Annotated in this window: 30 protein-coding genes; all 30 read right to left on the bottom strand. The window is 71.6% G+C overall.

The window, feature by feature from the left end:
• Window positions 1–189 precede the first annotated feature (189 nt).
• Window positions 190–1,338: a tetratricopeptide repeat protein gene (locus tag E8D38_RS25570; protein WP_140637046.1), complete on the bottom strand. Its 1,149-nt coding sequence runs from the start codon at window positions 1,336–1,338 to the stop codon at window positions 190–192.
• Between the two features lie 38 nt (window positions 1,339–1,376).
• Complete coding sequence (locus E8D38_RS25575; RefSeq protein ID WP_140637048.1) at window positions 1,377–1,736, bottom strand: hypothetical protein; 360 nt, start codon at window positions 1,734–1,736, stop codon at window positions 1,377–1,379.
• A gap of 2 nt (window positions 1,737–1,738) precedes the next feature.
• Complete coding sequence (locus E8D38_RS25580; protein ID WP_140637050.1) at window positions 1,739–2,326, bottom strand: tetratricopeptide repeat protein; 588 nt, start codon at window positions 2,324–2,326, stop codon at window positions 1,739–1,741.
• A gap of 83 nt (window positions 2,327–2,409) precedes the next feature.
• On the bottom strand, window positions 2,410–3,147 hold the full coding sequence (locus E8D38_RS25585) for a sigma-70 family RNA polymerase sigma factor (protein ID WP_140637052.1): 738 nt from the start codon (window positions 3,145–3,147) through the stop codon (window positions 2,410–2,412).
• 16 nt (window positions 3,148–3,163) lie between these two features.
• A complete protein-coding gene (fliP, locus tag E8D38_RS25590; protein ID WP_140637054.1) occupies window positions 3,164–3,925 on the bottom strand; it encodes a flagellar type III secretion system pore protein FliP in 762 nt (253 codons plus the stop codon).
• Complete coding sequence (locus tag E8D38_RS25595; protein ID WP_140637056.1) at window positions 3,922–4,296, bottom strand: flagellar biosynthetic protein FliO; 375 nt, start codon at window positions 4,294–4,296, stop codon at window positions 3,922–3,924. The genes fliP and E8D38_RS25595 overlap by 4 nt, the downstream gene beginning before the upstream one ends.
• Before the next feature lie 8 nt (window positions 4,297–4,304).
• Window positions 4,305–4,649 carry a FliM/FliN family flagellar motor switch protein gene (locus tag E8D38_RS25600; protein ID WP_140637058.1) on the bottom strand — a complete coding sequence of 115 codons (345 nt, stop codon included), beginning with the start codon at window positions 4,647–4,649 and terminating at the stop codon, window positions 4,305–4,307.
• Window positions 4,649–5,395: a FliM/FliN family flagellar motor switch protein gene (locus E8D38_RS25605; RefSeq protein ID WP_140637060.1), complete on the bottom strand. Its 747-nt coding sequence runs from the start codon at window positions 5,393–5,395 to the stop codon at window positions 4,649–4,651. Before E8D38_RS25605 ends, E8D38_RS25600 begins: the two co-directional genes overlap by 1 nt.
• Window positions 5,396–6,577: a flagellar basal-body rod protein FlgF gene (gene flgF / locus E8D38_RS25610; protein WP_140637062.1), complete on the bottom strand. Its 1,182-nt coding sequence runs from the start codon at window positions 6,575–6,577 to the stop codon at window positions 5,396–5,398.
• Window positions 6,578–6,587: 10 nt separating this feature from the next.
• Window positions 6,588–6,983, bottom strand: coding sequence for a flagellar hook assembly protein FlgD (locus tag E8D38_RS25615; RefSeq protein ID WP_140637064.1), 396 nt, complete (start codon window positions 6,981–6,983; stop codon window positions 6,588–6,590).
• Window positions 6,973–7,935: a hypothetical protein gene (locus tag E8D38_RS25620; protein WP_140637066.1), complete on the bottom strand. Its 963-nt coding sequence runs from the start codon at window positions 7,933–7,935 to the stop codon at window positions 6,973–6,975. Before E8D38_RS25620 ends, E8D38_RS25615 begins: the two co-directional genes overlap by 11 nt.
• On the bottom strand, window positions 7,922–8,398 hold the full coding sequence (locus E8D38_RS25625; RefSeq protein ID WP_140637068.1) for a hypothetical protein: 477 nt from the start codon (window positions 8,396–8,398) through the stop codon (window positions 7,922–7,924). Before E8D38_RS25625 ends, E8D38_RS25620 begins: the two co-directional genes overlap by 14 nt.
• Window positions 8,395–9,714, bottom strand: coding sequence for a FliI/YscN family ATPase (locus E8D38_RS25630; protein ID WP_140637070.1), 1,320 nt, complete (start codon window positions 9,712–9,714; stop codon window positions 8,395–8,397). The genes E8D38_RS25625 and E8D38_RS25630 overlap by 4 nt, the downstream gene beginning before the upstream one ends.
• The gene (locus E8D38_RS25635) at window positions 9,714–10,373 is read right to left on the bottom strand and encodes a FliH/SctL family protein (RefSeq protein ID WP_140637072.1); all 660 of its coding nucleotides are present in this window, start codon (window positions 10,371–10,373) and stop codon (window positions 9,714–9,716) included. Before E8D38_RS25635 ends, E8D38_RS25630 begins: the two co-directional genes overlap by 1 nt.
• Before the next feature lie 31 nt (window positions 10,374–10,404).
• Window positions 10,405–10,932 (bottom strand): hypothetical protein, encoded by a 528-nt coding sequence (locus tag E8D38_RS25640; RefSeq protein WP_140637074.1) that lies wholly within the window; start codon window positions 10,930–10,932, stop codon window positions 10,405–10,407.
• Window positions 10,932–12,407 (bottom strand): flagellar basal-body MS-ring/collar protein FliF, encoded by a 1,476-nt coding sequence (gene fliF / locus E8D38_RS25645; protein ID WP_140637076.1) that lies wholly within the window; start codon window positions 12,405–12,407, stop codon window positions 10,932–10,934. The genes E8D38_RS25640 and fliF overlap by 1 nt, the downstream gene beginning before the upstream one ends.
• A gap of 22 nt (window positions 12,408–12,429) precedes the next feature.
• On the bottom strand, window positions 12,430–12,732 hold the full coding sequence (gene fliE, locus E8D38_RS25650; RefSeq protein WP_246099677.1) for a flagellar hook-basal body complex protein FliE: 303 nt from the start codon (window positions 12,730–12,732) through the stop codon (window positions 12,430–12,432).
• Window positions 12,732–13,172, bottom strand: coding sequence for a flagellar basal body rod protein FlgC (gene flgC / locus E8D38_RS25655; protein WP_140637081.1), 441 nt, complete (start codon window positions 13,170–13,172; stop codon window positions 12,732–12,734). The genes fliE and flgC overlap by 1 nt, the downstream gene beginning before the upstream one ends.
• Complete coding sequence (locus E8D38_RS25660) at window positions 13,172–13,540, bottom strand: flagellar basal body rod protein FlgB (protein ID WP_140637083.1); 369 nt, start codon at window positions 13,538–13,540, stop codon at window positions 13,172–13,174. The genes flgC and E8D38_RS25660 overlap by 1 nt, the downstream gene beginning before the upstream one ends.
• 21 nt (window positions 13,541–13,561) lie before the next feature.
• Entirely contained in the window at window positions 13,562–14,683 is a 1,122-nt protein-coding gene (locus E8D38_RS25665) for a flagellar basal body P-ring protein FlgI (protein WP_246099679.1), read from the bottom strand.
• A gap of 13 nt (window positions 14,684–14,696) precedes the next feature.
• Window positions 14,697–15,302 (bottom strand): flagellar basal body L-ring protein FlgH, encoded by a 606-nt coding sequence (locus E8D38_RS25670; protein ID WP_246099681.1) that lies wholly within the window; start codon window positions 15,300–15,302, stop codon window positions 14,697–14,699.
• Entirely contained in the window at window positions 15,299–15,988 is a 690-nt protein-coding gene (flgA, locus tag E8D38_RS25675) for a flagellar basal body P-ring formation chaperone FlgA (protein ID WP_181179452.1), read from the bottom strand. Before flgA ends, E8D38_RS25670 begins: the two co-directional genes overlap by 4 nt.
• A gap of 8 nt (window positions 15,989–15,996) precedes the next feature.
• On the bottom strand, window positions 15,997–16,773 hold the full coding sequence (gene flgG / locus E8D38_RS25680; RefSeq protein ID WP_140637087.1) for a flagellar basal-body rod protein FlgG: 777 nt from the start codon (window positions 16,771–16,773) through the stop codon (window positions 15,997–15,999).
• 3 nt (window positions 16,774–16,776) lie between these two features.
• The gene (locus E8D38_RS25685; RefSeq protein ID WP_140637089.1) at window positions 16,777–17,514 is read right to left on the bottom strand and encodes a flagellar hook-basal body protein; all 738 of its coding nucleotides are present in this window, start codon (window positions 17,512–17,514) and stop codon (window positions 16,777–16,779) included.
• Entirely contained in the window at window positions 17,511–19,592 is a 2,082-nt protein-coding gene (locus tag E8D38_RS25690) for a flagellar biosynthesis protein FlhA (protein ID WP_140637091.1), read from the bottom strand. The genes E8D38_RS25685 and E8D38_RS25690 overlap by 4 nt, the downstream gene beginning before the upstream one ends.
• Window positions 19,589–20,860: an EscU/YscU/HrcU family type III secretion system export apparatus switch protein gene (locus E8D38_RS25695; RefSeq protein ID WP_140637094.1), complete on the bottom strand. Its 1,272-nt coding sequence runs from the start codon at window positions 20,858–20,860 to the stop codon at window positions 19,589–19,591. The genes E8D38_RS25690 and E8D38_RS25695 overlap by 4 nt, the downstream gene beginning before the upstream one ends.
• A gap of 1 nt (window position 20,861) precedes the next feature.
• Complete coding sequence (locus E8D38_RS25700) at window positions 20,862–21,623, bottom strand: flagellar biosynthetic protein FliR (protein ID WP_140637096.1); 762 nt, start codon at window positions 21,621–21,623, stop codon at window positions 20,862–20,864.
• A 7-nt stretch (window positions 21,624–21,630) separates the two neighbouring features.
• Complete coding sequence (locus E8D38_RS25705; protein WP_140637098.1) at window positions 21,631–21,897, bottom strand: flagellar biosynthetic protein FliQ; 267 nt, start codon at window positions 21,895–21,897, stop codon at window positions 21,631–21,633.
• A gap of 521 nt (window positions 21,898–22,418) precedes the next feature.
• Entirely contained in the window at window positions 22,419–23,285 is an 867-nt protein-coding gene (locus E8D38_RS25710) for a class I SAM-dependent methyltransferase (RefSeq protein WP_140637100.1), read from the bottom strand.
• Window positions 23,282–24,277, bottom strand: coding sequence for a hypothetical protein (locus E8D38_RS25715; protein WP_140637102.1), 996 nt, complete (start codon window positions 24,275–24,277; stop codon window positions 23,282–23,284). Before E8D38_RS25715 ends, E8D38_RS25710 begins: the two co-directional genes overlap by 4 nt.
• Window positions 24,278–24,534: the final 257 nt, after the last annotated feature.

Consider the following 24,534-nt stretch of genomic DNA (forward strand, 5'->3'; position numbering starts at 1 on the left):
TGCCCCAGCGTGGCCAGCGAACTCAGGCTCAGGCCCTGGCTGGCGCCACTGACGAATGCGACCATGGTGTCCTCTTTTCTTGAAAGCTGTCCCGTCGCGGAGCGCGGCTCCGCCTCTTGGGCAAGCTATCGAGGACTTCGGCCGCCGGTTTAGTGGTTCGCTGAGAAAAACCGGTCTTTGAGACGGCTGTCAGCGCGGCGGCGCGTCGTCGGCGCGACGCACCAGCCCGACCGCCTCGGCCAGCGTGCCGCCCAGCGGTGCTGCGCGGCTGCCCAGCACCCGCAGCGCCAGGCGCTGGAACGCAGCGCGGTCGGCGGTGTCACCAGCCAGGACCGCCTGCGCATAACGCGCCGACAGGCTTCCCGGGTCCAGCCCCAGGGCACGCTTGATGGCGGCCTGCGCCGCCTCGCGGCGGCCCGACAGTGCATCCACCACCGCCATGCCGCCGTGCGACTCGGCGAAGTTGCGGTCGAGCGTGAGCGCCCGCTCCATCGATTCGCGCGCGCCGGCCAGGTCCTGCTGCGCGATCTGGCACCAGCCGAGGCCGTGCCAGGTGCCGATGTGCTGCGGCACGAAGCGCACCGCCTGCTCGTAGGCCGCGCGCGCCTGCACGAGGTCGCCCACTCCCATCAGCGCGGTGGCCCGCATGGACCACAGCCGGCCGTCCTGCGGCGCCTGCTGCAGCGCGGGCGCCAGCAGGGCCAGCGCCTGGTCGGCGCGGCGCTCCAGCGTCAGCACGCCGGCCAGCACGGCCACCGTTTCGTGGTGGCGCGAACCCGCGTCCCATGCCGCATGGGCCAGCTCGCGCGCGCGCGCCGCATCGTCGGCGTCGAAGTACAGCATCGACGCCACGCCTTGTGCCTGTGCATCGCGCGCCGATGGCACGCTGCGCTCCCAGGCCTGCAGGGCTGCGGCAATGCCGTCGCGCGAACGCAGGCTCCGCAGCAGCCCCGCCAGCGCTCCGGGCGGCAAGCCACCCTGCGGTTCGTCCACCAGCGCCTGCCACAGCGGCACGGCTTCGTCGTGGCGCCCTTGCAGCCACAGCGCATAGGCCAGGTTGAAGCGCGAGGCCGGCGCGAGCGGGCCGGCCTCGGCCGCTGCGCGCAGCGCGAGCTCGGCCTGCTCGGCGCGGCCGAGCGCCAGCAGCACCGAGCTCCTGAGGTGGGCGATCGCAGCTGCGTCGCCGGAGCCGGCGGCAAAGCCGTCGATGAGCGCCAGCGCTTCGTCGGCCCGACGGGCGGCCAGGCCGTGGTGCACGGCTTCGTGCAGCAGCGGCAGGTTGCCCGGGTCGCCGCGCAGGAAGCCGGCGAGTTGTTCGAACGCAGTGGTGTGTGTCATGGGTGGCAGTGTTTTCAGGTAGGCGGGGCGCGCGCCGCTCACGGCGCCGCTTGCGCGAGCAGTTGGTCCACCGCGACACCGATGTCGGGCTGCAGCGCGGGGCTGGCCTCCATCGTGCGGACCACTTCGTCGACGACGTGCTGGAACTCGGGGTCGTTGACGAGGCCGTCGCCGAACTCGGCCAGCAGGCGCACCTCGATGAAGGCCCGCAAGGCCTTGTGGCGCCGCCGCGGGTCTTCGCGGTCCACGCCGGCCAGCCGCTGCAGCGCCCGTTGCTGCAGCGTGAGCGCCGCGGCCGGGGCGGTGGGGCTCCCGGGCCTGGCCGCGCCCGTGGCACCGCCGGCCTTGGCCTGCAGGCGCAGCAGCACCTGTGCAACGGAGCCGAGCTTGTCGATCACGGTCAGTGGCGCGTGTTCGCGGTGTAGGTGGAGATGAGGAAGTCGTGGCTCGGCGGCTCGGGCGCGGCGGCCGCCGGCTGAGGTGTGGCGGCCACTGCGGCGGCCTGGGCAGCCTCGGTGCGTTCGAGCAGCTTGCGCATGTCGGCCGCCAGCGCAACGTTGTCGCCCGGCAGAGAGAGCCCGGTGCGCAGCGACTGCGCAGCCTGCGCCAGCGCGTCCTGCCCCAGCGCAACGATGCCCTGCGCAAAGTGCCGCAACGGGTCCGTCTCCGCGGCCGACAGCAGCGGCCCCAGGATGGAGGCGGAGTGCCCTGGTGCCTTGAGCGTGAGCCACAGCAGGCCCAGCTGCAACCGCGCTGGGGCCAGCTGCGGCGCCTGTTCGACGGCCAGGCTCAGGTGCAGCACCGCGTCGCCGTACTGCCGAGCCTGCGCATGTTCGGCGCCCAGCAGGTAGTGCGCCAGCGGCGCTGCCGGCTGCAGCTGCAGGTACTGGCGCCACAGCGCGATCGCGGCGTCGCCCTGGCCGGCCTGGCTGGCGCCGAGGGCCGCGTCGAAGAGGCGTGCCGCCTCGCTGTCTCGTGGATCGTTCATGAAGGTCTTTTCTGAAGCAGTGCCTGCGCAGGTGCTGCACAGGCCGGGAAGATACACCTGCGGTCCGGTCGATCCGTCCGCCTTCAGGGCTCGTCGCCTCCGGCGGGCGGCGAGTGGCCCCTCAGCAGGCCGCGCAGGCGCCGCAGGCCGCTGTGGTGCACCTGCGAAATGCGCCCTTTCGTCAGGCCCAGGGTGGCCGCGATCTGGTCGAACGGCTGCTGCTGCATGTAGTGCCGCTCGATGACGAGGCGCTCCTGCGGCGGCAGGCCCTGCACGGCGTCGTGCAGGTCTCGGCGCAGTTGGCGCAGCTCGACCGTCTGGTAGGCGTGGTCGGGCGTGGCTTCGTCGCCGGCCGCGTACATGCCGGTGCCTTCGAGCAGGAAGCCCACCGCCAGCCCGAGCGCCACTTCCGCCAGTCGCTCGAACGCGTGGGCCGCCGGCGCCTCCCGGGCCGCCTCGCCCAGCGAAGCCGAACGTTCCTTGAGCATGCGCTGGCGCGCCGCGATCTGCTGCTGCTTCTCGCTCAGCGACTCCACACCGTCGAGGATGGCACCGGTGATGCGCCGGCTCGCATAGGTCTCGAACTTCGCGCCGCCGTCGGCCCGGAAGCGGTCGATCGACTCCAGCAGCCCGACCATGCCGAAGTGCAGGTAGTCGTCGAACTCGAGCTCGGCGCAGAAGCGATGCGAAAACGCCTTGGCTGCCAGCATGCGCACCAGCCGCCGGTAGCGCTCCACCAGCGCTTCGCGCGCCTGCGCCGTGGGTTGCCGCTGGTAGGCGGCCCACAGCTGCTGGTCGTCGCTGGCCTCGAGCTGCGTCATGCGTGCTGCCGCACCTTCAGGCGAAGGTGCCCATCAGCGACTTCACGATCAGGGCCCAGCCGTCGATGAGCACGAACAGCAGCACCTTGATCGGGATCGCGATCGTGGCCGGCGGCACCATCATCATGCCGAGCGCCATCAGCACGCTCGACACGACGATGTCGATCAGCAGGAAGGGCAGGAAGATCACGAAGCCGATCTGGAACGCGGTGCGCAGCTCCGACAGGAGGAAGGCAGGCACCAGGTGCACGAAGCGGATGTCGTCCACCGACTGGGGCTCAGCCGCCCCGGCCAGCTCCACCATCAGCGCCAGGTCGCTCTCGCGCGTCTGCCGCACCATGAACTGCTTGAGCGGCTCCTTGCCCTGCTCCACCGCCTGCTCCAACGTGGCCTTGCCGGCACGGTAGGGTGCGTACGCCCTTTCGTTGATCTGCTCGATCACCGGCGACATCGAGAACAGCGTCAGGAACAGCGCCAGGCTCATGAGCACCATGTTCGGCGGCGTGTCCTGCAGGCCGACCGCCTGGCGCAGCATGGACAGCACCACCACGATGCGCACGAACGACGTCGTGCAGATGAGCACCGCGGGAATGAGGCTGAGCGCGGTGAGTAGCAGGAACACGCGCAGCGCACTGGCCACTTCCTCGGTCTGCCCCTTGCCGCCGATGGTGATGGGGAACGACGGCGCCGCGGCCGCCGAGGCCGCCCAGGCCTGCTCACCCAGGCTGAGCAGCAGGCCCCCGCCGAGCAGCCACAGTGCGATTCGCCCGACCTTCATGCATCTGCCTCCGGCACGTGACCTGCCTTCGACTCAGAAAGGAGGGTCGTGGCCGCGCCGCTGACGGACAGCAGCAGGTGCCGGCCGTCGAACTCCACGACGGCGAGCTGCACCTGCGGCGTGAGCCGCGTGATGCTCACCACGCGCACCGCAGCGCCCTGCGCCGCCGGCGCACCCAGACCGCGTGCCAGCCGGGGCCCGAAACGCCGGGCCGCCACCAGCAGCACCACCATCGCGGCGGTGCAGGCCAGCAGGGCCAGGCCCCAGCCCTGTGCGGTGGGGCCTTCGGCCTGCTCAGGCTTGAACGGAATGCCTGCCCGGGCCGGCCATGCCGCGGCCGCGCATGCGGCGGCCCCCAGGCGAGCGAGCATCGAAAACCTCACGCGGCGCCCCCGTCGACCACCTCGGTCACGCGCACCGCGAACTGCTCGCCCAGCACCGAAAGCTGGCCGCGTGCAATGACGCGGCCCTCGACGCACAGGTCGATCGGCATGTCGACGCGGCGATCGAGCGCGAGCATCTCGCCGGCGCGCAGCGCCAGCAGGTCGCCGATCGACGTCTCGGCGCCGCCCACCACGGCCGTCACGCGGGCCTTCACGCCGCCGAACAACCCCAGTCGCCCGCCGAGCAGCGGCGCCCCGGTGGCGGCTTGCGGTTGCAGTTCCTGCACATCGACGAGGTGCAGGTGCTCATGCGCCGCAGCGCGGGGGTGGTCCTTGTTCATCAATACTCCTTCGGTTCGCGTGCAGACAGCATCTGCACCGCATATCGATCGCCATGCCGGCCCAGTTGCACCGGCAGCCGCAAGCCGCCCTGCTCGAGCGCCAGCACGGCGGGCTGGTCCAGCGTCTGGTGCAGCACCAGCACGTCGCCGGGCTTGAGGCCGGCCAGTTCCTGCAGCGTGGCCTGCGCATGGCCGATCTCGACCACCGCGCGCGTGCGCACCTGGGCGAAGCCCGCGTCGCGGTCGGCCCGGCTGGGGCGCGGCAGCGCGGCTGCGGCTGCCGGTACCCCGGGCGCGGCGCAGGCCGCCGCAGCCAGGGGCAGCCCGTCGAGCTCGACCGCCAGCAGCACCTGGCCACTGCCGCGCACGCCCAGCGGCGGCGGCTGCGTGGCGTCGCTCGCCGGAGCGCCTTGCGCCCCGAGTGCCTGCGTCAGCTCGTCGAGGCAGGCTGTGAGGCAGCCCTCGGCCAATGTGCCCCCGCCCACCGCATCGGCCCCGTAGAGCGCCTGCGCGAGCCGACCACCTGCGTCGGCTGCGCGCCATGACCAGCGGCCGGCACCGAGGCCGCGCCAGTGCCCCTGCGGCATGGCGTCGGCCGCCAGTTCGTCCAGCGGCTGCACTCGCACCACCACCACCGTCGCGTCGAGTCCCCAGCCGCGCGCCCACGCCTGCACACGCTCGAGGGCGCCAGCCCGCAGCGCCTCGAGCCGCGTCGCGGGCACCAGCAGAAAAGGCCGTGCCGACACTCATCGCCCCTTCATGTCGAAGAGTTCCTGCAGCATCTCGTTGGCCGTGCTGATCACCCGCGAAGAGGCCTGGTAGCCGCGTTGCATCACGATCAGGTCGCTGAACTCGGTCGACAGGTCCACGTTGGACAGCTCCAGCTGCCCGGCCGCGACGGCGCCGAAGCCGGCTTGGCCGGGGCGGCCCATGCGTGCGGCCTGCGGGTCGGCCGCGGTGAATTCGTTGCCGCCGCTTTGCTCCAGCGCGCCCGACACCTCGAAACGCGCGATCGCCAGCTGCGCGCCCTGCGCCGTCTGTCCGTTCGAGTAGCTGAGCGTCAGCACGCCGTCTGCATTGAAGGTCGCGTTGACCAGCGAGCCGGCCGCGAAGCCGTCCTGCGTGGCCACCGACAGCGACGACGACGTGCCCGATGCGAACGAGGTGGCTTCGGCGCCGAGGCGGATCGTCACCTGCTGCGACGGCGCGCCGGTGGGCGTGTAGGTGAACGACAGGCTGTCCTCGCCAACGACCGGTCGGCCGTTGGCGAAACGCACGTTGCCGGTGGCCAGCGACGTCGTGCCCTCGAGCACCTCCACGCTCCAGCCGCCGGTGGTCTGGGCGGCGCGGCGGAACACCAGGCGCACCACGTGCTCCGCGCCGGCGCTGTCGATCAGCTTGCCGCCGTTGACGGTGAATTCCGTCGCGGTGCTCGACAGGTTGCCGGTGAGATCCATGGTCGTCGTGGCCCGCGCGGCGTTGACGCGCAGGCCGGTGAGCGATACCTCGCCCAGCGTGCCGTCTGCGCCGAAGCCCATGACCGGGTTGCCGCTGGTGCGCGACACCAGCACCCCATTGGCGTTGAACTCGAACTGGCCGGCCCGCGTGTACAGAGGCCCCTGCTCCGAACGCAGCACGAAGAAGCCGTCGCCGTCGATCGCCGCGTCGAGCGAGCTGCCGGTCTGGCGCACCTCGCCCGGCTGGAAGTTGACGGTGGTGGCCAGCGAGCCGAGGCCGGTGCCGTATTGCGCGCCCTGCACGTTGGGCAGGTTGCCGCCCGGCATCTGCTGGTAGAAGAGGTCGCCGAACTGCTGGCGCGAGCCCTTGAAGCCCGGCGTGTTGAGGTTGGTGACGTTGTTGCTGATGACGCGCAGGCCGCGAGAGAAGCCTTGCAGGCCGGTCATCCCGACAAACAGTGAATCGAGCATGGAAGTTCCTTCAGCGGACGGCGGAGATCTGCGACAGCGGCAGGTTGGGAATGACGGTGCCGCTGGCCAGGCGCAGGCTCAGGCGCGGCTCGCCGCTGCTCAGGTCGAGCTGGGTGATCTGGCCGCTCACCGGGCCGGATTCGAGCTGCACGTCGACATTGCGGCCGATCAGACCGATCGACTGGTTGGCCGACTGCACCGACAGCAGCGCATCGAGCTTGGTGTTGAGCTGGCGGCTCTGCTCGAGCGCGGTGAACTGCGCCAGCTGCGCCATGAACTCGGTGTTGTCCATGGGCTTCATCGGGTCCTGGTTGTTGAGCTGGCTCGTCAGGATGCGCATGAAGTCCTGCAGGTTCAGCTGCGTGCTCGAGTTCGCTGTGCTCGAGGACACGGTGTCAATCGCCATGGGGCTCGCTCCGTCGTGTGAATGGGTTCAGGTTCGATGGGTTGCCGCGGTCCGGCACCGTCGGGTCGCCGGACTGCGCAAGGGTCGAGGGCTCGTCGAGCGGCTCGCCGTTGAGCCGCACCGAATGCATGCGCAGGCCCAGCTGCGCAGCCTGTGCCCGCAACGCCTGCACCAGGCCGGCCAGTTGCGCCGGCGTGGCGAAGGCGTCGCGGATCCAGGCCACCAGGCCGTCTTCGGTGCGCTCGAGGAAGAGGTGCTGCGGCGTGAGCGTGCCGGCGGTCTCGCGCGGGGCGGCCCGCGCCTCGTTCGCGGGGGCCGCCGGCTGCGCGGCGAGGGCCGGCACGGGCGCCTCCCGCGGCATCTGCGGCAGCGGCGGCATCTGCGGCAGCGGCATGGTCGAGGTCGCAGGCTGTGGCAGAGCGGCCCCCGGCCGCGCCGCCTCGGCGACGCCATATGTGAACGCAATGGGCGCCGCCCCGGTCTGCGCCGGCATGCGGGCGGCCACCGGCATGCCGACGGCAGGCTGCGCGAGCATGCGCCCTGCATGCTCCGCGCGTTCCTGTGGGCCCCGGCTCGTCACGGCGTCGGCCGCGCGATCGAGGGGGCCGCTGCAGGCGCGGCGACCTTGCACCGCCCCCGCGTGTGCTGCGGTGCCGGCAGGCAAAGCCCTGGCGGCCGGCGCCCTGCCGTCGACCGCCACTGGGCTGGCGATCTCCATCCGGGCCGCCCTCGGCGCATCGGCGCTGCCGGATCGCGGGGCCGGTCCAGGCTGCCGCGCTTCGGCTGCATCACGCGCACCGCCGCCACCGGGCTGTACCTCCAGCAGCGCCTGCTCCAGCGCGCGCAGCCAGCCGGCCTGGCGGGCCCGGCCGGCGTTGGCCAGCGCCGTCGTGCTGCTGGCCGTCGTGCTGCTGGCCGCCGCGCGCGCGGCTTCGTTGTCAACGCGATCCATCGCACCCCTCCTGCCACGTCTGGCGCGCGGCATGCTGTTCGTCCTGCTCGCGGTACAGCGCCGCCAGGCGCGTCGCCTCGAGCGCGTCGTGCAATCGTTCGGCTTGCCGCTCCAGCCCGCGGCGCCGCGCCGCCACGTCGGACAACGCCTCATGCTGTGCGGCCTCGGCCTGCTGCGCGACTTCGACCTCGGCCTGCGCGGCATGCACGTCGGCCGCGCAACGGGCGGCATGCCGCCGCGCCGCGCCCAGCAGCGCCGGCTGCAGGCTCCGCCCCGCTTCGCAGATGCCGCGCGCGGCGGCATGCAACGCATGCAGCTCGGCCTCGTGCTGCTGTGCCGTGCCGCGACGCGCCTCGGTCTCGGCGCGCGCCGCCTCGAATACCGCACGCTGCTCGTCCTGCCGCCATTGCTGCAGCCGCACCGCCTGGCGCACCACCTGCAGCTGCCGGCCGGATCGGCTCATCGCACACCTCCGGTGGCAGCCAGCACCTGCTGCAGCGCCTGCCAGGTCGATGCCGGTTCGCTGACGTCGCCCATCACCTGGCGCAAGAAGGGCGTGAGCCGCTGCACCAGGGCCTGCGCCGCGTCGAGGTCAGGATTGGCGCCGGGCTTGTACAGGCCCATCTCGACCATCTCGCGGTAGCGGTCGAAGGTCGCCATCGCCTCGCGCGCCGCCGCGACCATCGCCGCCTGCGCCGGATCCACCAGCCCGCTGGCCAGCCGGCTGACGCTTTGCAGCACGTCGATCGACGGAAAGTGACCTGCATGCGCAAGCTCGCGGCTGAGCACGATGTGGCCGTCCAGGGTGGCCCGCAGGCAGTCGGCCACCGGCTCGTTGTGATCGTCGCCTTCGACCAGCACCGTATAGGCCGCCGTGATGCTGCCGCCGGACGGGTCGGTACCGGCCCGCTCGCACAGCGCCGGGATGTCCGCGAACACGCCCGGGGTGTAGCCGCGGGCCGTGGGAGGCTGGCCGGCCGCCAGCTCGATCTCGCGCCGCGCCATCGCATGGCGCGTCACCGAGTCCATCATCAGGAACACGTGCCGGCCCAGGCCGCTGAAGTACTCGGCCACCGCCGTCGCGGTGAGCGCGGCGCGCGCACGCAGCACCGCCGGCTGGTCCGACGTCGCCACCACGACCACGCTGCGGTGCAGCCCTTCCTCGCCGAGGTGGCTCTCGATGAACTCGCGCACCTCGCGGCCGCGCTCGCCCACCAGCGCCACCACGTTGATGTCGGCCTGCACGCCGCGCGCCAGCATCGCCAGCAGCGTGCTCTTGCCCACGCCGCTGCCGGCGAAGATGCCGACGCGCTGGCCGCGGCCGAGCGACAGGAAGGCATCGATGCAGCGCACGCCGGTCCCCATCACGCGGTCCACCGGCGGTCGCGTGAGCGGGTTCGGCGCCACCCGACGCAGCGGCGCGAGCCGCTCGCAGCGCGGCGGCGGCAACCCGTCCAGCGGCGCGCCGAATGCATCGATGACCCGGCCGGTCAGCCCGGGTCCGACCGGCACGCTCGCGCGGGCGTCGCTCTTGCGCACCACGTCGTCCAGGCCGATGCCCTGCGCCGCGCCGAACGGCATCAGCACGACCCGCCCCGGTTTCAGGCCGACCACCTCGGCATCGATGTCGGCGCCACCCGAGCCGTTTTCGATGCGGCACACGTCTCCCAGGCGCACCTGCGGACCGCTCGCCTCCACCGTGGTGGCCGACACGCCGACGATGCGGCCGGTCCATTCGGTGAGCGGATGGCGCCGCGCCACGGACAGCAGCGCTTCCATCAAGCGCCCCCGCCAGTCGGTTCGCCGCAGGCGGCCAGCAGCCCGTGCTTGAGCGCCTGCAGCTGCGATTCGAGGCGCGCATCGAGCGTGCCGGCCGGCGTGTCGATGAGGCAGCCGCCCAGTTCGACGCCGGGATCGGCCACCACCTCGATCGGTTCGGCGCCGCAGGCCGGCACCCGCTGCAGCACGAACTGCTGCAGCAGCTGGGCGTCGCGCGCATGCACGCGCAATTTGAGCGCCGCACCCGGCGGCACCTCGGCCAGCGCCGACGCCGCCAGCGCCAGCACCCCTTCGCGGGTGGGCGCGACCGCGCCCAGCAGCCGCACCGTCACCGCCAGCGCGAACTCGGCGGCGAACGCCTGCAGCGTGCCGTTGCGTTCGGCCTGGGCACGCTGCATCGATTCAGCCAGCCGCGCGAGCTGCTCGAGTTCCTGTTCCAGGCGCCGGTTCGCCTCCGCCAGGCCGCGTTCATAGCCGGCCTCGTAGCCGCGCTGCTCCGCCGCCTGCTGCCACTGGCGCAGCTGCGCCTCGTCGGGTTGCGCGGGCGGTGGCGCTGCCGGCACCGGCGCTGCGGCCGGCCTTGGCGCCACAGCCGGCGCGGCAACGGCAAGCGATCTGCGGGCGCCGCTCAACGGCACGTCCTTGCGCAAGGTGCTCACCGGACGACCCTCCGCACAGCGTGCGTGGCGCTCATCGGGCAGCCCCTTTGCGCCAGCCGCGCCACCATGAGCCCGCACGCTGCGCGGGTGCCTCGGCGGGCAGCGCGGCGGCCGACGTAGGCAGTCCTTCATCGAGCCGGTCGGCCAGCAGCCGGCACGCCACCGCCGCGAGCCGCTCGGCGCCGCCCGCAAACGCCAGCGGCGCATCGATCGCCAGGGCGCGCGCCACTTCGGCGCGCCACGGCCAGGCTCGGCAGCCGAGCACGGCCAGCACCAGCGCCCGCGGCTCGTCGCGCAATGCGGCGGCCACCGTGGCCGGCGGCAGACGTTCCAGCCGCGCCTCGGGGCCCGGCGCCTGCATGGCGGCGGGCGGCAGCGTGTACGGCTCGACGGCGGCCGGCAGCAGGCTCGCGTCCGGCGGCACGCCCAGCTCGGCGAGTTCGCGCAGCAGCGAGAGCAGCGGCTGCCGTTCTTCCTGCGGCAGCTGCTCGAGCACCCAGCGCCGGTCGGCCTCGTTCAACGCGTGCACCGTGAGCGCGGCTTGACGCATCGACGACATCACGGCCTCCCCGCGCCCGGCGCACCGGTGTCTTCGGCCAGCCAGCCCTGCACCCGCGCGAGCACCTGTTCGCGGTCGACGGCCGGCGCAGGCGCAGCAGCGGGCGCGGCCCGCGACGTGCGCCCCCTGCCGCCGAGCACGGCCGCCGCGGCGGCCAGCACCAGGACCAGCACCACGCCTGCGCCCACCCAAGACGGCGCATGCCAGGCGTTCGCCATCGCCGCACCACCACCACCGCCACCGCCGGCGGCGGCCTGAGGCGTTGCGGGCGCCGGCCAGGCGGCTTCGTCCTGCACCGTCTCGTCGCGCGCCGCCGCGGGCAACTCGGACATCGAATGCACGGCGATCACATCGCCGCGCGCGCGGTCCAGCCCCACCGCCGCGGCCACCAGGTCGCGGGCCTTGTCGAGTTGCGCGGCGTCGAGCGCCGGCCGCACCACCACCGCCACATGCAGGCGTTTGAGCTGACCGGCCGGCGAGACCACCTGCTCGGTGCGCTTGCCCACCTGGTATTCGGTTTCCTGGGTCGAGGTGCCACCGGCCTTGTCGCCGCCGCCGGGCAGGCCCGCGCCGCCGTCGCGGCTGGACACCCGCTCGCGCACCACCACGCCGGTGGGCGCCGCGCCCTCGGCGTCGGGCGCGGTCCTGGCGGCCAGCACCTCCTCGGTGGTCACCCGGGTCTGCTCGCGCACGAAATCGGCATCGACGCTGACCAGGGCCTGGCCGGCTCCCAGCAGCCGCTCGATCACGGCGGTGGCCTTGCGCGTCAGGTAGGCCTCGGCACCCTGCTTGTGGTCGAGCCCCAGCGAAGCCGACAGCCCCTCGTCGGGTCCGCTGCGCGACAGCACCACGCCGTGCTGGTCGAGCACCGCCACGTCCTGCGCCTGGATGTCGTTGACCGACGCGGCCACCAGCCGCTGGATGCCCAGCACCTGCTCCGGGCTGAGGGTGCGCTGCGGCTTGAGCTGCAGCGCCACCGAGGCCTTGGCCTTGCCGGCGCCGCGCTTGAACAGTCCCTGCTCCGGCAGGGCCAGGTGCACGCGGGCGCCCTGCACCTCGTCGAGCGCGAGGATGGTGCGGGTCAGCTCGCCCTGCAGCGCGCGCTGGTAGTTCACCTTCTGCGCGAACTCGGTCATCGTGAAGTCGCTGTTGTTGAACAGCTCGAAGCCGACTGCGCCGTTGAGGGCGAGCGGCGCGCCCATGAGCTTCAGGCGCGCCTTGTGCACCATGTCCTGCGGCACCTGCAGGGCCCGCGTCGCCTCGTCGATGCGGTGCGGGATCTTCTGCTTGTCCAGTTCAGCCGACATCGCGGCCATGTCGCGCTCGGACAGGTCGGCGAAGAGCACGCCGTAGTCGGTGCGCAGCAGCGCCCAGCCGGCCGCGGCCACGCCGGCCACGATGACCAGCGCGCTGATCACCAGCCCGGCGCGTGCGGCCCGGGTGAGGCCGCTCCAGAAAGAGGTCCATCCATTCATGATGTGGCTGCTCCGCGCCGGCTCAGGCCTGCATGCGCATCACGTCCTGATAGGCCTCGAGCACGCGGTTGCGCACCTGCACCATCAGCTGGAACGACAGCCGCGCCTCTTCGGCCCGAAGCATCACCTCGTGCAGGCTCACCGGCCCGCCCGCGGCCAGCTCGCGCAGGCCCTGCTCCGAGGCCACCAGCTTGTCGTTGACGGAGGACAGCTCGGTGGTGAGCCACTGCCCGAAATCCGGCGCCGCCGCACGCGACGGCGCCGTGGGCGCCATGAAGGCATCGTCGGCCGCGACACGGGCGACCGGCTGCAGGGATTCATTCATCATTGGCCTCCACCGATCTCCAGGGCCTTGGAGGCGAGCGCGCGGCTGATGCCGGCCGCCGCCACGTTGGCCTCGTATGCGCGCAGCGCGCTCACCAGGTTCACCATCTCGCCGGCGTGGTCCACGCCCGGGTAGGCGACCATGCCCTTGCCGTCGGCATGCGGGTGGCCGGGCTCGTGCACCAGCCGGGGCGCGGCCAGGGTGGGCTCCACGGTGCCGAGCGGCAGCGACATCGGCAGGCCGGCCGACTGCTCGCGCTGCAACGCGGACTCGAAGCCGCCGGCCTGCGCATGGGCCACCACCTTCAGCGGGCGGTAGAGCCCGGCCTCGCCGGCGGCGGTGGTGTGCATGTTGGCCAGGTTGAGCGCGGTCACGTCGACCCGCAGCTTCTCCAGCGCCATGCCGGCGGCGCTGATCTGGAATGCGGCGCGGTAGTCCATCAGCGGCGGCCTCCGTCGAGCGCGGCGCCGAACACCGCGAGCTGCTTGTTGAGCAGGCGCACCAGCGCCTGGTAATGCATCGCGTTGTGCGACATCGCGGCCACTTCCTGGTCGAGCTGCACTTCGGCCTGCGGCGCGGCCACCACTTCCGCCGGCGCGCTGTCGCGCACGGTGGCCGCCGCGAGCCGGCCGCCGTGCAGTTCGTCGCGCACGGCGCCCAGGCTGTCCTCGAAGTTCACGCGCTGGGCGTGATGGCCGGGCGTGCCGGCCGAGGCGATGTTGCTGGCATGCACCTGCTGGCGCAGCGACGCTGCGTCCAGCGCACGCTCGACGAGCGCTGCAGTGGCGGGATCGATGGGTGTCACCATGATCTGGTCCTGTCGTTGTCGTTACTGCACCACCAGGTCGGCGTGCAAGGCCCCTGCGGCCTTCACCGCCTGGAGGATGGAAATGACGTCGCGCGCGCTCGTGCGCATGCGGTGCAGTGCCTGCACCAGGTCCGCGACGGTGTTGTTGTCCGGCCCGACGAACACGCCGGCACCGCCTTCCTGCACCGCGATGCGGCTGTTCGCGTATTCCTGCGTGCGCACCTCCGGGCCCGTCTGGCGCACCAGCAGCGGCTGCGACACCGCGTTGTCGGTCACCACCGAGACCTTCAGGTCGCCATGCGAGACGGCCACGCGCGAGATCCGCACGTCGCCGCCGGTGACGACCGTGCCGGTGCGTTCGTTGATCACCACGCGGGCGCGCACGTCGGGCTTCACCGGCAGCGCCTCGATGGCGGCCAGGAAGCGCGGCACGCGCTGCCGCCAGCCCTCTGGGATCTGGATGTCCACGCCGGCGGCATCGCGCACTTCGGCCAGCCCTTCGCCGTGCGCACGGTTGATGGCATCGGCCACGCGCGTGGCGGTGGTGTAGTCGGCCGTGCTCAGCACGAAGGTCGCGCTGCGCGGCGGCTCGCCGCGCGGCTCGGGGGTGGCGATCTCGACCGTCGCGCCGCCGCTGAGCATGCCCACCGTGGGGTGGTTCTTCTGCGACAGGTTGCCGTTCGCGTCATAGCGGTAGCCGCCCACCGACACGGCGCCCTGCGCCAGCGCGTAGACCCGCCCGTCGGGTCCCTTGAGCGGCGCCAGCAGCAAGGTGCCGCCCGCCAGACTGCGCGCATCGCCGATGGAAGTGACGGTGGCGTCGATCGTGTCGCCGCCGCGTGCGAAAGCCGGCAGGTTCGCGGTCACCATCACCGCCGCCACGTTGCGTGCGTTCACGTCGTCGGCCGGCAGTTGCAGGTCGAAGCGCGACAGCATGTTGGCGATCGACTGCCGCGTGGCTCGGTTGCGCCCCGAGTCGCCGGTGCCGGCCAGGCCGCTCACCAGGCCGTAGCCGACAAGCGCGTTGTCGCGCCAGCCGGCCATGCGGCCCAGGTCCTTGATGCGTACCTCGCCTTCGGCGGCGGCACAGGCGGCGGCCGCCAACAGCAGGCCGGCCGCGGCCATCCAGCGCCTCGCTCTCATGAACATGCTCATCTCACAGCCCCAGCGCGGTCAGGATGCGCTGCCACCAGCCCGGGCGCTGCCGTTCGCCCACCACGCCGTCGCCGATGTAGCTGATGCGGGCGTCGGCCAGCCGCGAGGACAGCACCACGTTGTTGTCCTGCACGTCGGACGGGCGCACCCGGCCTTCGAGCCGGATCTGCTGCCGCTCGTCGTTGATCTCGAGCACCTGTTCGCCGGCCAGGCGCAGGTCACCGTTGGGCAGGATCTCGGCGATCGACACCGTCACCTGCGCCAGCAGCTGGCCGCGCCGTTCGGTGCGGCCCCGCCCGTCCATCGCATTGCCCACGCCGATGGCGCCGCGGTAGCGGCGGTGCATGTCCGACACCTCGAGCCCGACGTCGGCCGAGCGGTTGGCATTGGTGTCGGCACTGCTGGTGGCGCTGGAGTGCTCGAAGATCTGCACGGTGACCAGGTCGCCGACGCGGCTGCCCTTGCGGTCTGCAGTGAGCGACTGGTACTGGCCTTCGCGATAGAGGCTTTCGGTGGCGACGGCCGCCGCCGGCACCGAAAGCACGGTCAGCAGCGCCAGGCCCTGCCACATCGTCGAATACCGGTGCGCACTTTTACTGGCCTTCATGGCGTTACCTCCACCTGTCCGTTGTCGTTGAGACGTCCCCACACGCTCCGCCCCCGTCCGTCGAGCGCAACAGGCAGCCGTTCGCCCGGCATGGCGGTGGCGAGCGCGGTCCCGCTGGCACGCAGCTCGAGCGCGCCGCTGCGGTACAGCAGCGCCACGCGGTCGCCGCGCTGCACCGTGTCGGTGGTCAGCACGTCGGCCCGGCGCAGCACATGGCCTTCGGGCAGCGCACGGGCCATGCGCCAGGCCTGCTGGCGCGCGGCATCGCGCACCAGCACGCCCGGGTTGGCCACCACGTCCTCCTCGACCGCCTGCAGGGCCGACTCGTCGGGCGTGCCGCCTGCGGGCTGCGCCTGCTGCAGGCGCCAGGCCGGCACCTGCACCGCCACCTCGAACCACAGCGCCAGCCGCTGTTTCGCGGCGCCCGGCGGCAGCTCCAGCACCACCTGCATGCGCCGGCGCACCGCCTGGTCGATCGCGACCACGCTGCAGCCTGCCGCCGCACCGCCTGCCGCGTCGAGCCGCGCCGCCGATGCGGCGTCGAGCTGCAGCGTCACGCGGGCCGACGGCCACTGCGACTGCAGCTGCTCGCGCAAGGCGTTGCCCGCGCAATGGGCTGCGGCCGGTGCAGCGGCGCAGGCAGCCACGGCCGCGAGCACCGCGGACGCCGGCTTCCATCTGGACACCAGCCGCCTCATTTGCGCAGGTTGTTGCTCATGCCGAGCATCTCGTCGGCCGCCTGGATCACCTTGACGTTCATCTCGTAGGCGCGCTGCGCCACCATCAGGTTCACCATCTCGTCGACCAGCTTGACGTTCGACGCCTCGACATAGCCCTGCGCGAAGGAGCCGGCGCCGTTCTCGGCAGCGTGTGCAGGCTGCGCCTCACCCGATGCGGCACTGGCACGATAGGCGCCGTCGCCCAGCGGCTCGAGCCCGCCGGCGTTGGTGAACGACACCAGCTCCAGGCGGCCGACCTCGACCCGGCGGCCGCTGGCGGCATCGAGCACCGACACCGCACCGTCGGCGGCGATGCGCAGGTCCTTCGCGTCGCGCCCGATGTTGACGCCGGGGCGCAGCAGGTGGCCGGCCGCCGTGGCGAGTTGGCCGTCGGCGGTGACCATGAGCGTGCCACCGCGCACGAAGCCCGCCGTGCCATCAGGCAGCTGCACCTCGAGAAAGCCTTCGCCGCGCACCGCCAGGTCCATGGCCGCATCGGTGCGGCGCAGCTCGCCGGCTTCGAAGTGCCGCAGCAGGCCGGCCACGCCGACGCCCAGCGCCTTGCCGCGCGGCAGGGCGGCAGCGCCGGGCTGGCCGGCTTCGGCAGACTCGCTGCGCATCAGCGACTCGAAATTGAGCGCGGCCCGCTTGAAGCCCGGCGTGTTCACGTTGGCCAGGTTGTTGGCGATCGTCTCGACGTTGGACTGCTGGGCGCCGAGGCCCGTGGCTGCGATGTACAGCGCGTCGTTCATGGCTTACACCTCTGCGAATTTGCGAATGGCCCTTTCCAGCACCTCGTCATAGCCCTGCACCACCTTCTGCATCGCCTCGAAGTGCCGTGTCGTCTCGAGCAGGCGCACCATTTCGCCGGTGGACTGCACGTTGGAAGCTTCCTGGTAGCCGGCGCGCACGCGCGTGCCCTCGGCCGCGTCGCTCATCGACGTGGCGGCGTCGGCTCGGTACACGCCGTGGCCGGCGGGCTGCAGGACGCCGGGGTTGTCGAAGCGCACCAGCCGCAGGCGTCCGAGCGAGGTTTCGCCGGCGAACACCTGGCCCAGCTCGTCGACGTGCAGCTGCCCGTTCGGCAGCGGCGAGCGCAGGTCGCCGCCTGTCAGCTGCAGGCGTTCGCCGTTGCCGTTGACGACCCAGCCGTCGGCATCGACCTCGAAGCGGCCGCTGCGTGCATAGGCCAGGCCGTGTGCCGAACGCACCTCGACGAAGGCGCCGCCCTCGACCACCAGGTCGAGCGGCTTGTGGGTCGCGCGCAGCGAGCCCGCGGCCATGTCGACCGCGGTGCGCGCCTGCAGCGCGGACGTGGCCGGGGTCGGGGCCTCGCCACCAGGCTGGGCTGACAGCAGGTCGGCAAAGGGGGCGCGCACGTCGATCAGGCGCTTGTAGCCCGGCGTGTTGGCATTGGCCAGGTTCTGGCTGACGGTGTTGAGCCGGGACAGGTCGGACTGCATGCCGACCGCGGCGATCTCGAACGGGTTCATGGCGGGGTAACGACGGATGAAGGAACGGAGGGCAGTGCCACGGTGCCGAAGGACTGCAGCGGCACGCTGTTGGGCACCTCGGTGAGTGCCAGCACGCGCATGTGCGGCACGGCGCGCTCGATCAGCAGCCGCAGGTGCCGGCGCAGCTCCGGCGCGCAAAGCAGCACCGGCAGCAGGTTGGCGCGCATCATCTGCTCGGCATGCGAGGCGAGGCGGCCGACCAGCTGCTCGCTCAGCCGCGGATCCCAGGCCGGCGCGGCGCCCGGCGCCTCGGCCTGGCGCAGCTGGTGGCCCAGCGCCTGCTCGACCGGCGGGTCCAGCGTGAGCACCTGCAGCGCCGTGGCTTCGCCCAGCAGTTGCTGGCAGATGCTCGCGCCCAGCCGCTGCCTCGCGGCTTCGGCCAGCAGGGCCGTGTCCTTGGTGGCACGGCCGGCATCGACCAGCGTCTCGATGATGGCTTCGAGGTGGCGCACCGACACCTTCTCGCGCAGCAGGTGCTGCAGCACCTTCTGCACGTCGCCCACCGGCAGCACGGTGGGTACCAGCTCCTCGACCAGCCCGGCCTGCGACTGCCGCACGCGGGCCAGCAGCCGCTCGGTCTCGCCGCGGGTGAGCAGCGCGGGCGCCTGCTGGCGCAGCGTTTCGCTCAGGTGGGTCATCAGCACCGTGTGCGGGTCCACCAGCGTGTAGCGCGCCGAGCGCGCGAGCTCGCGCTGCGACTCCTCGATCCACAGCGCGGGCAGCCCGTAGGTGGGTTCGCGCGTCTCGATGCCGCGCACCAGCTTCACGTCGCCGGTGGGGTGGATGGCGAGCACGCGGTCGAGGTGCAGCTCGCCCTTGCCGACCGGCACGCCGTGCAGATGGATCTCGTAGGCCCTTGCGGACAGCCGCGAGGCATTGGCATACGCGAGCGCCGGCAGCACCACGCCCAGCTCCTGCGCCAGCTGCTGCCGGAAGGTGGCCACGCGCTCGGCCAGCACCGCGCCGCCCTGCCGCGACAGCGGCTCCAGCGCGCTGCCCAGCCGCAACTCGAGCGGCTCGACCTTCATGGCCGCATACAGGTCCTCGGCTCCCGGTGCAGCAGCTTCCTGCGAGGGAGCCGCCGCGGCCGCATCGCCTTCTCGCCGGCGCGAGGCGGCATACCAGGCAGTGGCGCCCAGCAGCACCATCAGCAGCAGGCCGGGCCAGACGGGGATGCCGGGCAGCACCAGCATCAGGGCCAGCGCGCCGATCACCAGCACCACCGCCTTCGGGTGGCTCGTGATCTGGCGGAACACCTCGGCACTGAGGTTGGTGTCTGAGCCCGAACGGGTGACGATGATGCCGGTGCCCACCGCGATGACCAGGGCCGGCACCTGCGTGACGATGCCGTCGCCGATTGTGAGCAGCGTGAACGTCTGCAGCGCGGTGCCCCAGCTCATCTGCTGCTGCATCACGCCGATCACCAGGCCGCCGATGATGTTGATCAGCATGATCACGATGCCGGCGATGGCATCGCCCTTGACGAACTTGCTGGCGCCGTCCATTGCGCCGTAGAAGGCGGCTTCCTTCTCGAGGTTCTTGCGGCGCCGCTGGGCTTCGGCCTGGTCGATGAAGCCCATGTTGAGGTCGGCGTCGATGCTCATCTGCTGGCCGGGCATGCTGTCGAGCGTGAAGCGCGCCGCCACCTCCGAGACCCGCTGGGCGCCGCTGGTGACCACCACGTACTGCACCACCACCAGGATCAGGAACACGATCAGGCCGATGACGTAGTTGCCGCCCACCACGAAGGAGCCCACCGCCGAGATCACCCGGCCCGCGTCGGCATCGCTCAGGATGAGCCGCGTGGCCGCGACGTTGAGCGCCAGCCGGAACAGCGTGGCGATGAGCAGCAGCGACGGGAAGGTGGAGAAGTCCACCGGCCGCGCCATGTAGAAGGTGAGCAGCAGCAACAGCAGCGCGAAGCTCACGTTCATGAGGATCAGCAGGTCCAGCAGGCCGCTCGGGATGGGCGCGAACAGCACCGTCATCACGCCGACCACCGCCAGCACCAATGCGACGTCGGTGTGGCGCCCCAGCACGTTTCGCAACGCTTTCATGCCAGCACCCCGCTCGCCGAGTACGGCGATCGACCCTCCGCGAGGGTCCGGCCTTGCTTGGGGCGGCCCGGCGCGGCGGCCGGTTGTGCCAGCACCCCGCTCGCCGAGTACGGCGATCGACCCTCCGCGAGGGTCCGGCCTTGCTTGGGGCGGCCCGGCGCGGCGGCCGGTTGTGCCAGCACCCCGCTCGCCGAGTTCGACGACATGCGGGCCTCGCGCGCCGCATACACCCACACCAGGATCTTCGCGAGCACCGGATACCAGTCCTCGGGCACCGCCCCGCCGATGGCGGCCTGCCGGTACAGCGCGCGGGCGAGCGGCGGGTTCTGCACGACGGGCACGCCGCTGCGGCCGGCCAGTTCGCGCATCTGCCGGGCCAGGCCACCGGCGCCCTTGGCCAGCAGCGTGGGCGCAGCGTCGCGCGAGCGGTCGTAGCGCACCGCCACCGCGATGCGGGTGGGGTTGGTGATCAGCACGTCGGCCGAGGCGACCTGGGACGCCGCGCGGGTCTGCCGCAGCCGCTCGATGCGCAGCTCGCGCAGGCGGCGGCGCACGCGCGGGTCGCCTTCGCGGTGCTTCACCTCGTCCTTCATCTCGCGCGCGCTCATGCGCATCTGGCGTGCGAATTCCCAGCGCGTGTAGGCGAAGTCGATGATGGCCAGCACCAGCAGCACCAGCCACAGCTTGGTGAGCAGGCTTCCCAGCAGCGCCGGCAGCTTGAAGGCATGCACGCGCGCCGGCACCCACGACAGCGCCAGCAGCGCATCGAGCAGCGCCTCGAAGGCCAGCCAGAAGACACCGGCCAGCACGGCCAGCTTGAGCGTGCTCTTGCCGGCCATGTAGAGCGTCTTGAGCGACATCAGGCGCTTGAGCCCCTGCCCCGGGTTGAGCCGGTTGAAGTCGGGCTTCACCGGCTCGGCCGACAGCACCGGCCCGGTCTGCACCAGCTGCGACAGCACCGCGGTGACGACCAGCGCCAGGCACAGGGGCGCCATCAGGTAGCCCACCGCCAGGCAGAGATCGGTGAGCAGCATCGACACGCGCTGCGCGTCGAGCGGCAGCCAGGCGGACAGGTTCCACCAGCGCGCCTGCAGGTGGGCCCAGTCGCGCGCGGCCGGCGCCGCGGCGGCATGGCACCACACCAGCGCAACGGCCACCACCGCGGCCGTGGACACGTCGGCGCTCTTGGCGACGCTGCCCTTCTTGCGGGCCTGCTCGAGCTTGTAGGGGGTGGCCGCGTGGTGGCGGTCGAGGTCCTGCTCTGCCATGTCAGCCCAGCACCCGCTGCCAGTAGTCGAACACCGCCGCGTAGCCACGCTGCATGAGCGGCGCGAGCTGCCGCGACAGCAGCGCCAGCATGCCCAGCCCCAGCAGGACCTTGATCGGCATGCTCACGAAGAACACGTTCATCTGCGGCAGCGCCTTCGATACCACCGCGAGACCGCCTTCGAGCAGCAGCATCGCGGCCATGACCGGGGCGCCCACCAGCACGCCCATCGAGAACACCGCGCCGAACATGCGCACCACCTCATCGCCCGCGTAGCCGATGAAGGGCACGCCGGCAGGCACGCGTTCGAGCGAATAGGCAATGCCGCGCAGCAGGGCATGGTGGCCGTCGATGGACAGGAACACCAGCACCGCCAGCCATTGAAGCCCCAGGTACAGCGGCGACTGCTGCGAACGCGTGGCAGGGTCGAAGATGCCGCCGACACCCAGCCCCATCTGCAGGTCGACCACCTTGGCCGCGAGGTGCAGCGCGGCGAAGGCGCAATGCAGGCCGAAGGCCAGCAGCGCCCCCAGCAGCACCTCCGACAGCGCCCCCACGGCAAACAGCACCGGATCGGCCACCGGGGCAGGCCGCGCCGCGGTGGGCAGCCCGGCCGACACGCAGGCCGCCAGCGCAAGGACCAGCAGCACCCGGAACGTGACCGGCGCGCGCAACTGCGTGAACAGCGGCGTGAGCATCAGCAGCGCGCCCAGCCGCAGCGACACGAACACCACCAGCGCCACCCACTGCGCGTCGAACGTCATGGGACCCTCAGAGGTAGCTCGGGATGCTGGAGATCAGGCGCGTGGCGAACTCCGCCAGCCGGCGCAGCATCCACGGCCCGGCGACGACCAGCACGACCAGCGCGCAGATCATCTTCGGGATGAAGGTGAGGGACATCTCCTGCACCTGCGTGACCACCTGCAGGATGCTGATGATCACGCCGACCACCAGCGTGCACAGCAGCAGCGGCGCAGCGATGAGGGCGGCATTGAGAAGGAGGTCGCCGAAGAGGTGGGCCGCGAGGTCGGCATTCATCGCGCAGCTCGTCCGTCGCTGCGACCTGCGCTGCCAGCCTTGCCGTGCGGGCCACGCACATGCGAAGCCAGCTCTCTCCAACGTACCGCCACAACCGCCTCCCTGCGGGCCCGCCGCAGGCCCGTACTCCATTACCGCCACGCCCCGGCATGCGGGGACCGACAGGTAACCAAATGAACGGGCGCGATTAGAGCTTTTTGCCTAGGGAAATGCCCATCACTCAAAGGAGGGATGGGCAAATTGGAAACACCTTGATACCCGCGCGCACGGGTGCGCCCGCGGTCATTTCAGCGGGCTGGACGAGCGCCTGCGTCGGTCGTCGCGCAGTGAGGTCGGCACGGCGTTGCAAGCGCCGACAAGCAATACATCACTGAATCCGGGAAAAGGTTTAGCGCGCGTGCTCGCCGGGTGTGATCGACGACACGGCGAGAGGCTTCAGGCGCGGCAGGGGCGAGCGGTGCTGCGCGGTGCGGTGGGATGCGGCGCAGGTTGCTGCACCGCCGGCAGGCGCCGTGGTTTCTTCACGCGGCAGTTGCGGTGCTGCCACCAAGGACACCAGGCACACCAGGCACACCAGGGACGCGGTGCGTGCTCCGGAGCAAGCGCAAGGCGGCCGCGCAGCAGAACGGCTCGGCAGCATCGCTCACGTGAGAAACGACCTCGTACTGCGGGGCCGCGGAAAAGTCGACCTCGTCGTACACGTGCGCATACAGGCCCATCGGCAGGCGCACCAGCACCCTGGCGCCCGGCGCCAGGGCCGTCGCGAAGCGGCGCAGCAGCGCCTCCTTGCCGCCCAGGTGGGCGGCCAGCAGCAGCCGAGTCACGCTGCCCGCGGGCCATGCCAGCGCCTCGGCGCTGGCATGCACGAAGCGGAAGCCGGCTGCCACTTCGGCCGGGCCGAACCGGACGGCGAGCATGCGGCGGGCCAGCGCGAGCGCTTCGGCGTCCCTGTCGATGCACACGATGCGGGTGCCGAACAGCTCGCGGTAGCGCATGGCGGTGAGCGGCGCGGCGCCGCAGCCGACGAAGTACAGGTCGCCGCCTCCACCGTCCAGGCCGAGTGCGGCGCCTTCCAGTTCCGCCATGGAGTAGCCGTCGCCGAGCTCCGGCTCGAGGCTGCCGGCGTCGCCTTCGATGTAGCGGCGGGCCATGAGCTTCTCGAGCTCGGCCTCCACCCCGATGACGAGCGCCTTGAACTCGCGCGCATTGAAACCGGCCTGCGCTTCGAACAGCCGCTGGAAAGGCGCCTGCGAGGCGTGCTGGCGCAAGGCGCCGAGGAAGGCCATGCCGTCGTCCCATGCCAGAGGTTCACCGCGGCGGCGCGCGTCCACGAACGCCGCGCATTGCGCATGCAGCAGGTTCGGCGCGCCCCACGAAAGATCGGTCATGCGCTCACCCGGTGCTCATGCGCCGCCTGGAGCGCCTGCTTCACGGCCCGCAGCAGGTGCGGATACACGTAGGGGTGCACATAGGGGTTGGAGTTGAGCTCCAGGAACCACAGGCGCTTGCGCTTGTCGAGCATGGCATCGACGGTATAGACCACGCCCTGGCGGGCCTGGCCGGGAATGGTGGCCCAGAGGGACTGGCCTGCCTGCTGGAGCAGCGGCTCGAGCCCATGGAAGGCGTCGCGGCCGACCTGGATGTCGCGCATGCGCATCGTGGGCAGCTCGCAGTTGTAGCGAAAGTCGATGGCGCAGGTTTCGTCGCGCGGCAGCACGGTGCGCAGCGTCCTGCCCTGGTAGGCGAGGAACTCCTCGTACTGCGCCAGCTCGTGCCCCACGATGCCCAGCATGTGCACATGGCGCTCGACCAGCGTGCCGATGTCGGACACCCCGTCACCCACGACGCTGAGCATCTCGGTCTCTTCCACCGCCACCGGCTGCTCGTTCCAGTACCAGATCTTGATGATGTCGCCGGGCACGTAGGACTCGAAGAACTCGCCGTCGGCCCCCAGGGCGACGGAGCGCGCAGCCGCTTCGGAGAACGGCCCGCGGATGCCCATGCTGAACGACGACCGCGCCTTCTTGACGATGACGTCACCCAGCCCGGCAGGGCCTTGCAGCGAGTGGGCGGGCGTGGGCAGGCCCTGCGCCTGCAGGTGGCGCTTGAACTCGAGCTTGTCGGCGGAAATGGACCACGTCCGGTCGTACATGGGGCGCCAGCCGATGAAGCGCCTGACCTTGGGCGAGAACGTGCCGGTGTAGACCACCCCGTCGGGCCGCTCCTCGGTGAACTGCGGCGACATGCGCAGCCATTGCTTGCCCAGCAGCACGACCAGCGACATGTCGGCCACGTCGATGTGCGCTCGCAAGCCCAGCTCGGCAAGGTGGGGCTGGATCGCCTTGAGGTGGTTGAGCAGTTCGTAGCTCATCGGGGGCATGGGCGGCCTCCTGCGTCTTCTGTCATTTCGAGGTTCGCGGGTGCGTGATCCGGAGGTGGAGAGTGTGCCGCGACGGGAGCACCGGAGATCAGTGTCGGTTGTGGAATAGATCGCTCGTTCTGGCGGGCTGTTTAGCTGGTTGGTCTGCAGCACGATGCCGCCGGCATCGGTCACGAAGGTCTTGTCCTGCGCGGTGCCGTTGAAGTCGTCCTGTCGGAACATCTGCCCGTTGGCGTCGTACTCGTAGTGGGTGCCAC

It is taken from the genome of Methylibium rhizosphaerae (assembly GCF_006386545.1).
In the GTDB taxonomy this organism is placed as follows: domain Bacteria; phylum Pseudomonadota; class Gammaproteobacteria; order Burkholderiales; family Burkholderiaceae_C; genus Pseudorivibacter; species Pseudorivibacter rhizosphaerae.

Coding starts and splice junctions, on each gene's coding strand:
- E8D38_RS25570 (WP_140637046.1), bottom strand. CDS start 1,338: ATGACACACACCACTGCGTTCGAACAACTCGCCGGCTTCCTGCGCGGC.
- E8D38_RS25580 (WP_140637050.1), bottom strand. CDS start 2,326: ATGAACGATCCACGAGACAGCGAGGCGGCACGCCTCTTCGACGCGGCC.
- E8D38_RS25585 (WP_140637052.1), bottom strand. CDS start 3,147: ATGACGCAGCTCGAGGCCAGCGACGACCAGCAGCTGTGGGCCGCCTAC.
- fliP (WP_140637054.1), bottom strand. CDS start 3,925: ATGAAGGTCGGGCGAATCGCACTGTGGCTGCTCGGCGGGGGCCTGCTG.
- E8D38_RS25595 (WP_140637056.1), bottom strand. CDS start 4,296: ATGCTCGCTCGCCTGGGGGCCGCCGCATGCGCGGCCGCGGCATGGCCG.
- E8D38_RS25600 (WP_140637058.1), bottom strand. CDS start 4,649: ATGAACAAGGACCACCCCCGCGCTGCGGCGCATGAGCACCTGCACCTC.
- flgF (WP_140637062.1), bottom strand. CDS start 6,577: ATGCTCGATTCACTGTTTGTCGGGATGACCGGCCTGCAAGGCTTCTCT.
- E8D38_RS25615 (WP_140637064.1), bottom strand. CDS start 6,983: ATGGCGATTGACACCGTGTCCTCGAGCACAGCGAACTCGAGCACGCAG.
- E8D38_RS25620 (WP_140637066.1), bottom strand. CDS start 7,935: ATGGATCGCGTTGACAACGAAGCCGCGCGCGCGGCGGCCAGCAGCACG.
- E8D38_RS25625 (WP_140637068.1), bottom strand. CDS start 8,398: ATGAGCCGATCCGGCCGGCAGCTGCAGGTGGTGCGCCAGGCGGTGCGG.
- E8D38_RS25630 (WP_140637070.1), bottom strand. CDS start 9,714: ATGGAAGCGCTGCTGTCCGTGGCGCGGCGCCATCCGCTCACCGAATGG.
- E8D38_RS25640 (WP_140637074.1), bottom strand. CDS start 10,932: ATGTCGTCGATGCGTCAAGCCGCGCTCACGGTGCACGCGTTGAACGAG.
- fliF (WP_140637076.1), bottom strand. CDS start 12,407: ATGAATGGATGGACCTCTTTCTGGAGCGGCCTCACCCGGGCCGCACGC.
- fliE (WP_246099677.1), bottom strand. CDS start 12,732: ATGAATGAATCCCTGCAGCCGGTCGCCCGTGTCGCGGCCGACGATGCC.
- flgC (WP_140637081.1), bottom strand. CDS start 13,172: ATGGACTACCGCGCCGCATTCCAGATCAGCGCCGCCGGCATGGCGCTG.
- E8D38_RS25660 (WP_140637083.1), bottom strand. CDS start 13,540: ATGGTGACACCCATCGATCCCGCCACTGCAGCGCTCGTCGAGCGTGCG.
- E8D38_RS25665 (WP_246099679.1), bottom strand. CDS start 14,683: ATGAGAGCGAGGCGCTGGATGGCCGCGGCCGGCCTGCTGTTGGCGGCC.
- E8D38_RS25670 (WP_246099681.1), bottom strand. CDS start 15,302: ATGAAGGCCAGTAAAAGTGCGCACCGGTATTCGACGATGTGGCAGGGC.
- flgG (WP_140637087.1), bottom strand. CDS start 16,773: ATGAACGACGCGCTGTACATCGCAGCCACGGGCCTCGGCGCCCAGCAG.
- E8D38_RS25685 (WP_140637089.1), bottom strand. CDS start 17,514: ATGAACCCGTTCGAGATCGCCGCGGTCGGCATGCAGTCCGACCTGTCC.
- E8D38_RS25690 (WP_140637091.1), bottom strand. CDS start 19,592: ATGAAAGCGTTGCGAAACGTGCTGGGGCGCCACACCGACGTCGCATTG.
- E8D38_RS25695 (WP_140637094.1), bottom strand. CDS start 20,860: ATGGCAGAGCAGGACCTCGACCGCCACCACGCGGCCACCCCCTACAAG.
- E8D38_RS25700 (WP_140637096.1), bottom strand. CDS start 21,623: ATGACGTTCGACGCGCAGTGGGTGGCGCTGGTGGTGTTCGTGTCGCTG.
- E8D38_RS25705 (WP_140637098.1), bottom strand. CDS start 21,897: ATGAATGCCGACCTCGCGGCCCACCTCTTCGGCGACCTCCTTCTCAAT.
- E8D38_RS25710 (WP_140637100.1), bottom strand. CDS start 23,285: ATGACCGATCTTTCGTGGGGCGCGCCGAACCTGCTGCATGCGCAATGC.
- E8D38_RS25715 (WP_140637102.1), bottom strand. CDS start 24,277: ATGCCCCCGATGAGCTACGAACTGCTCAACCACCTCAAGGCGATCCAG.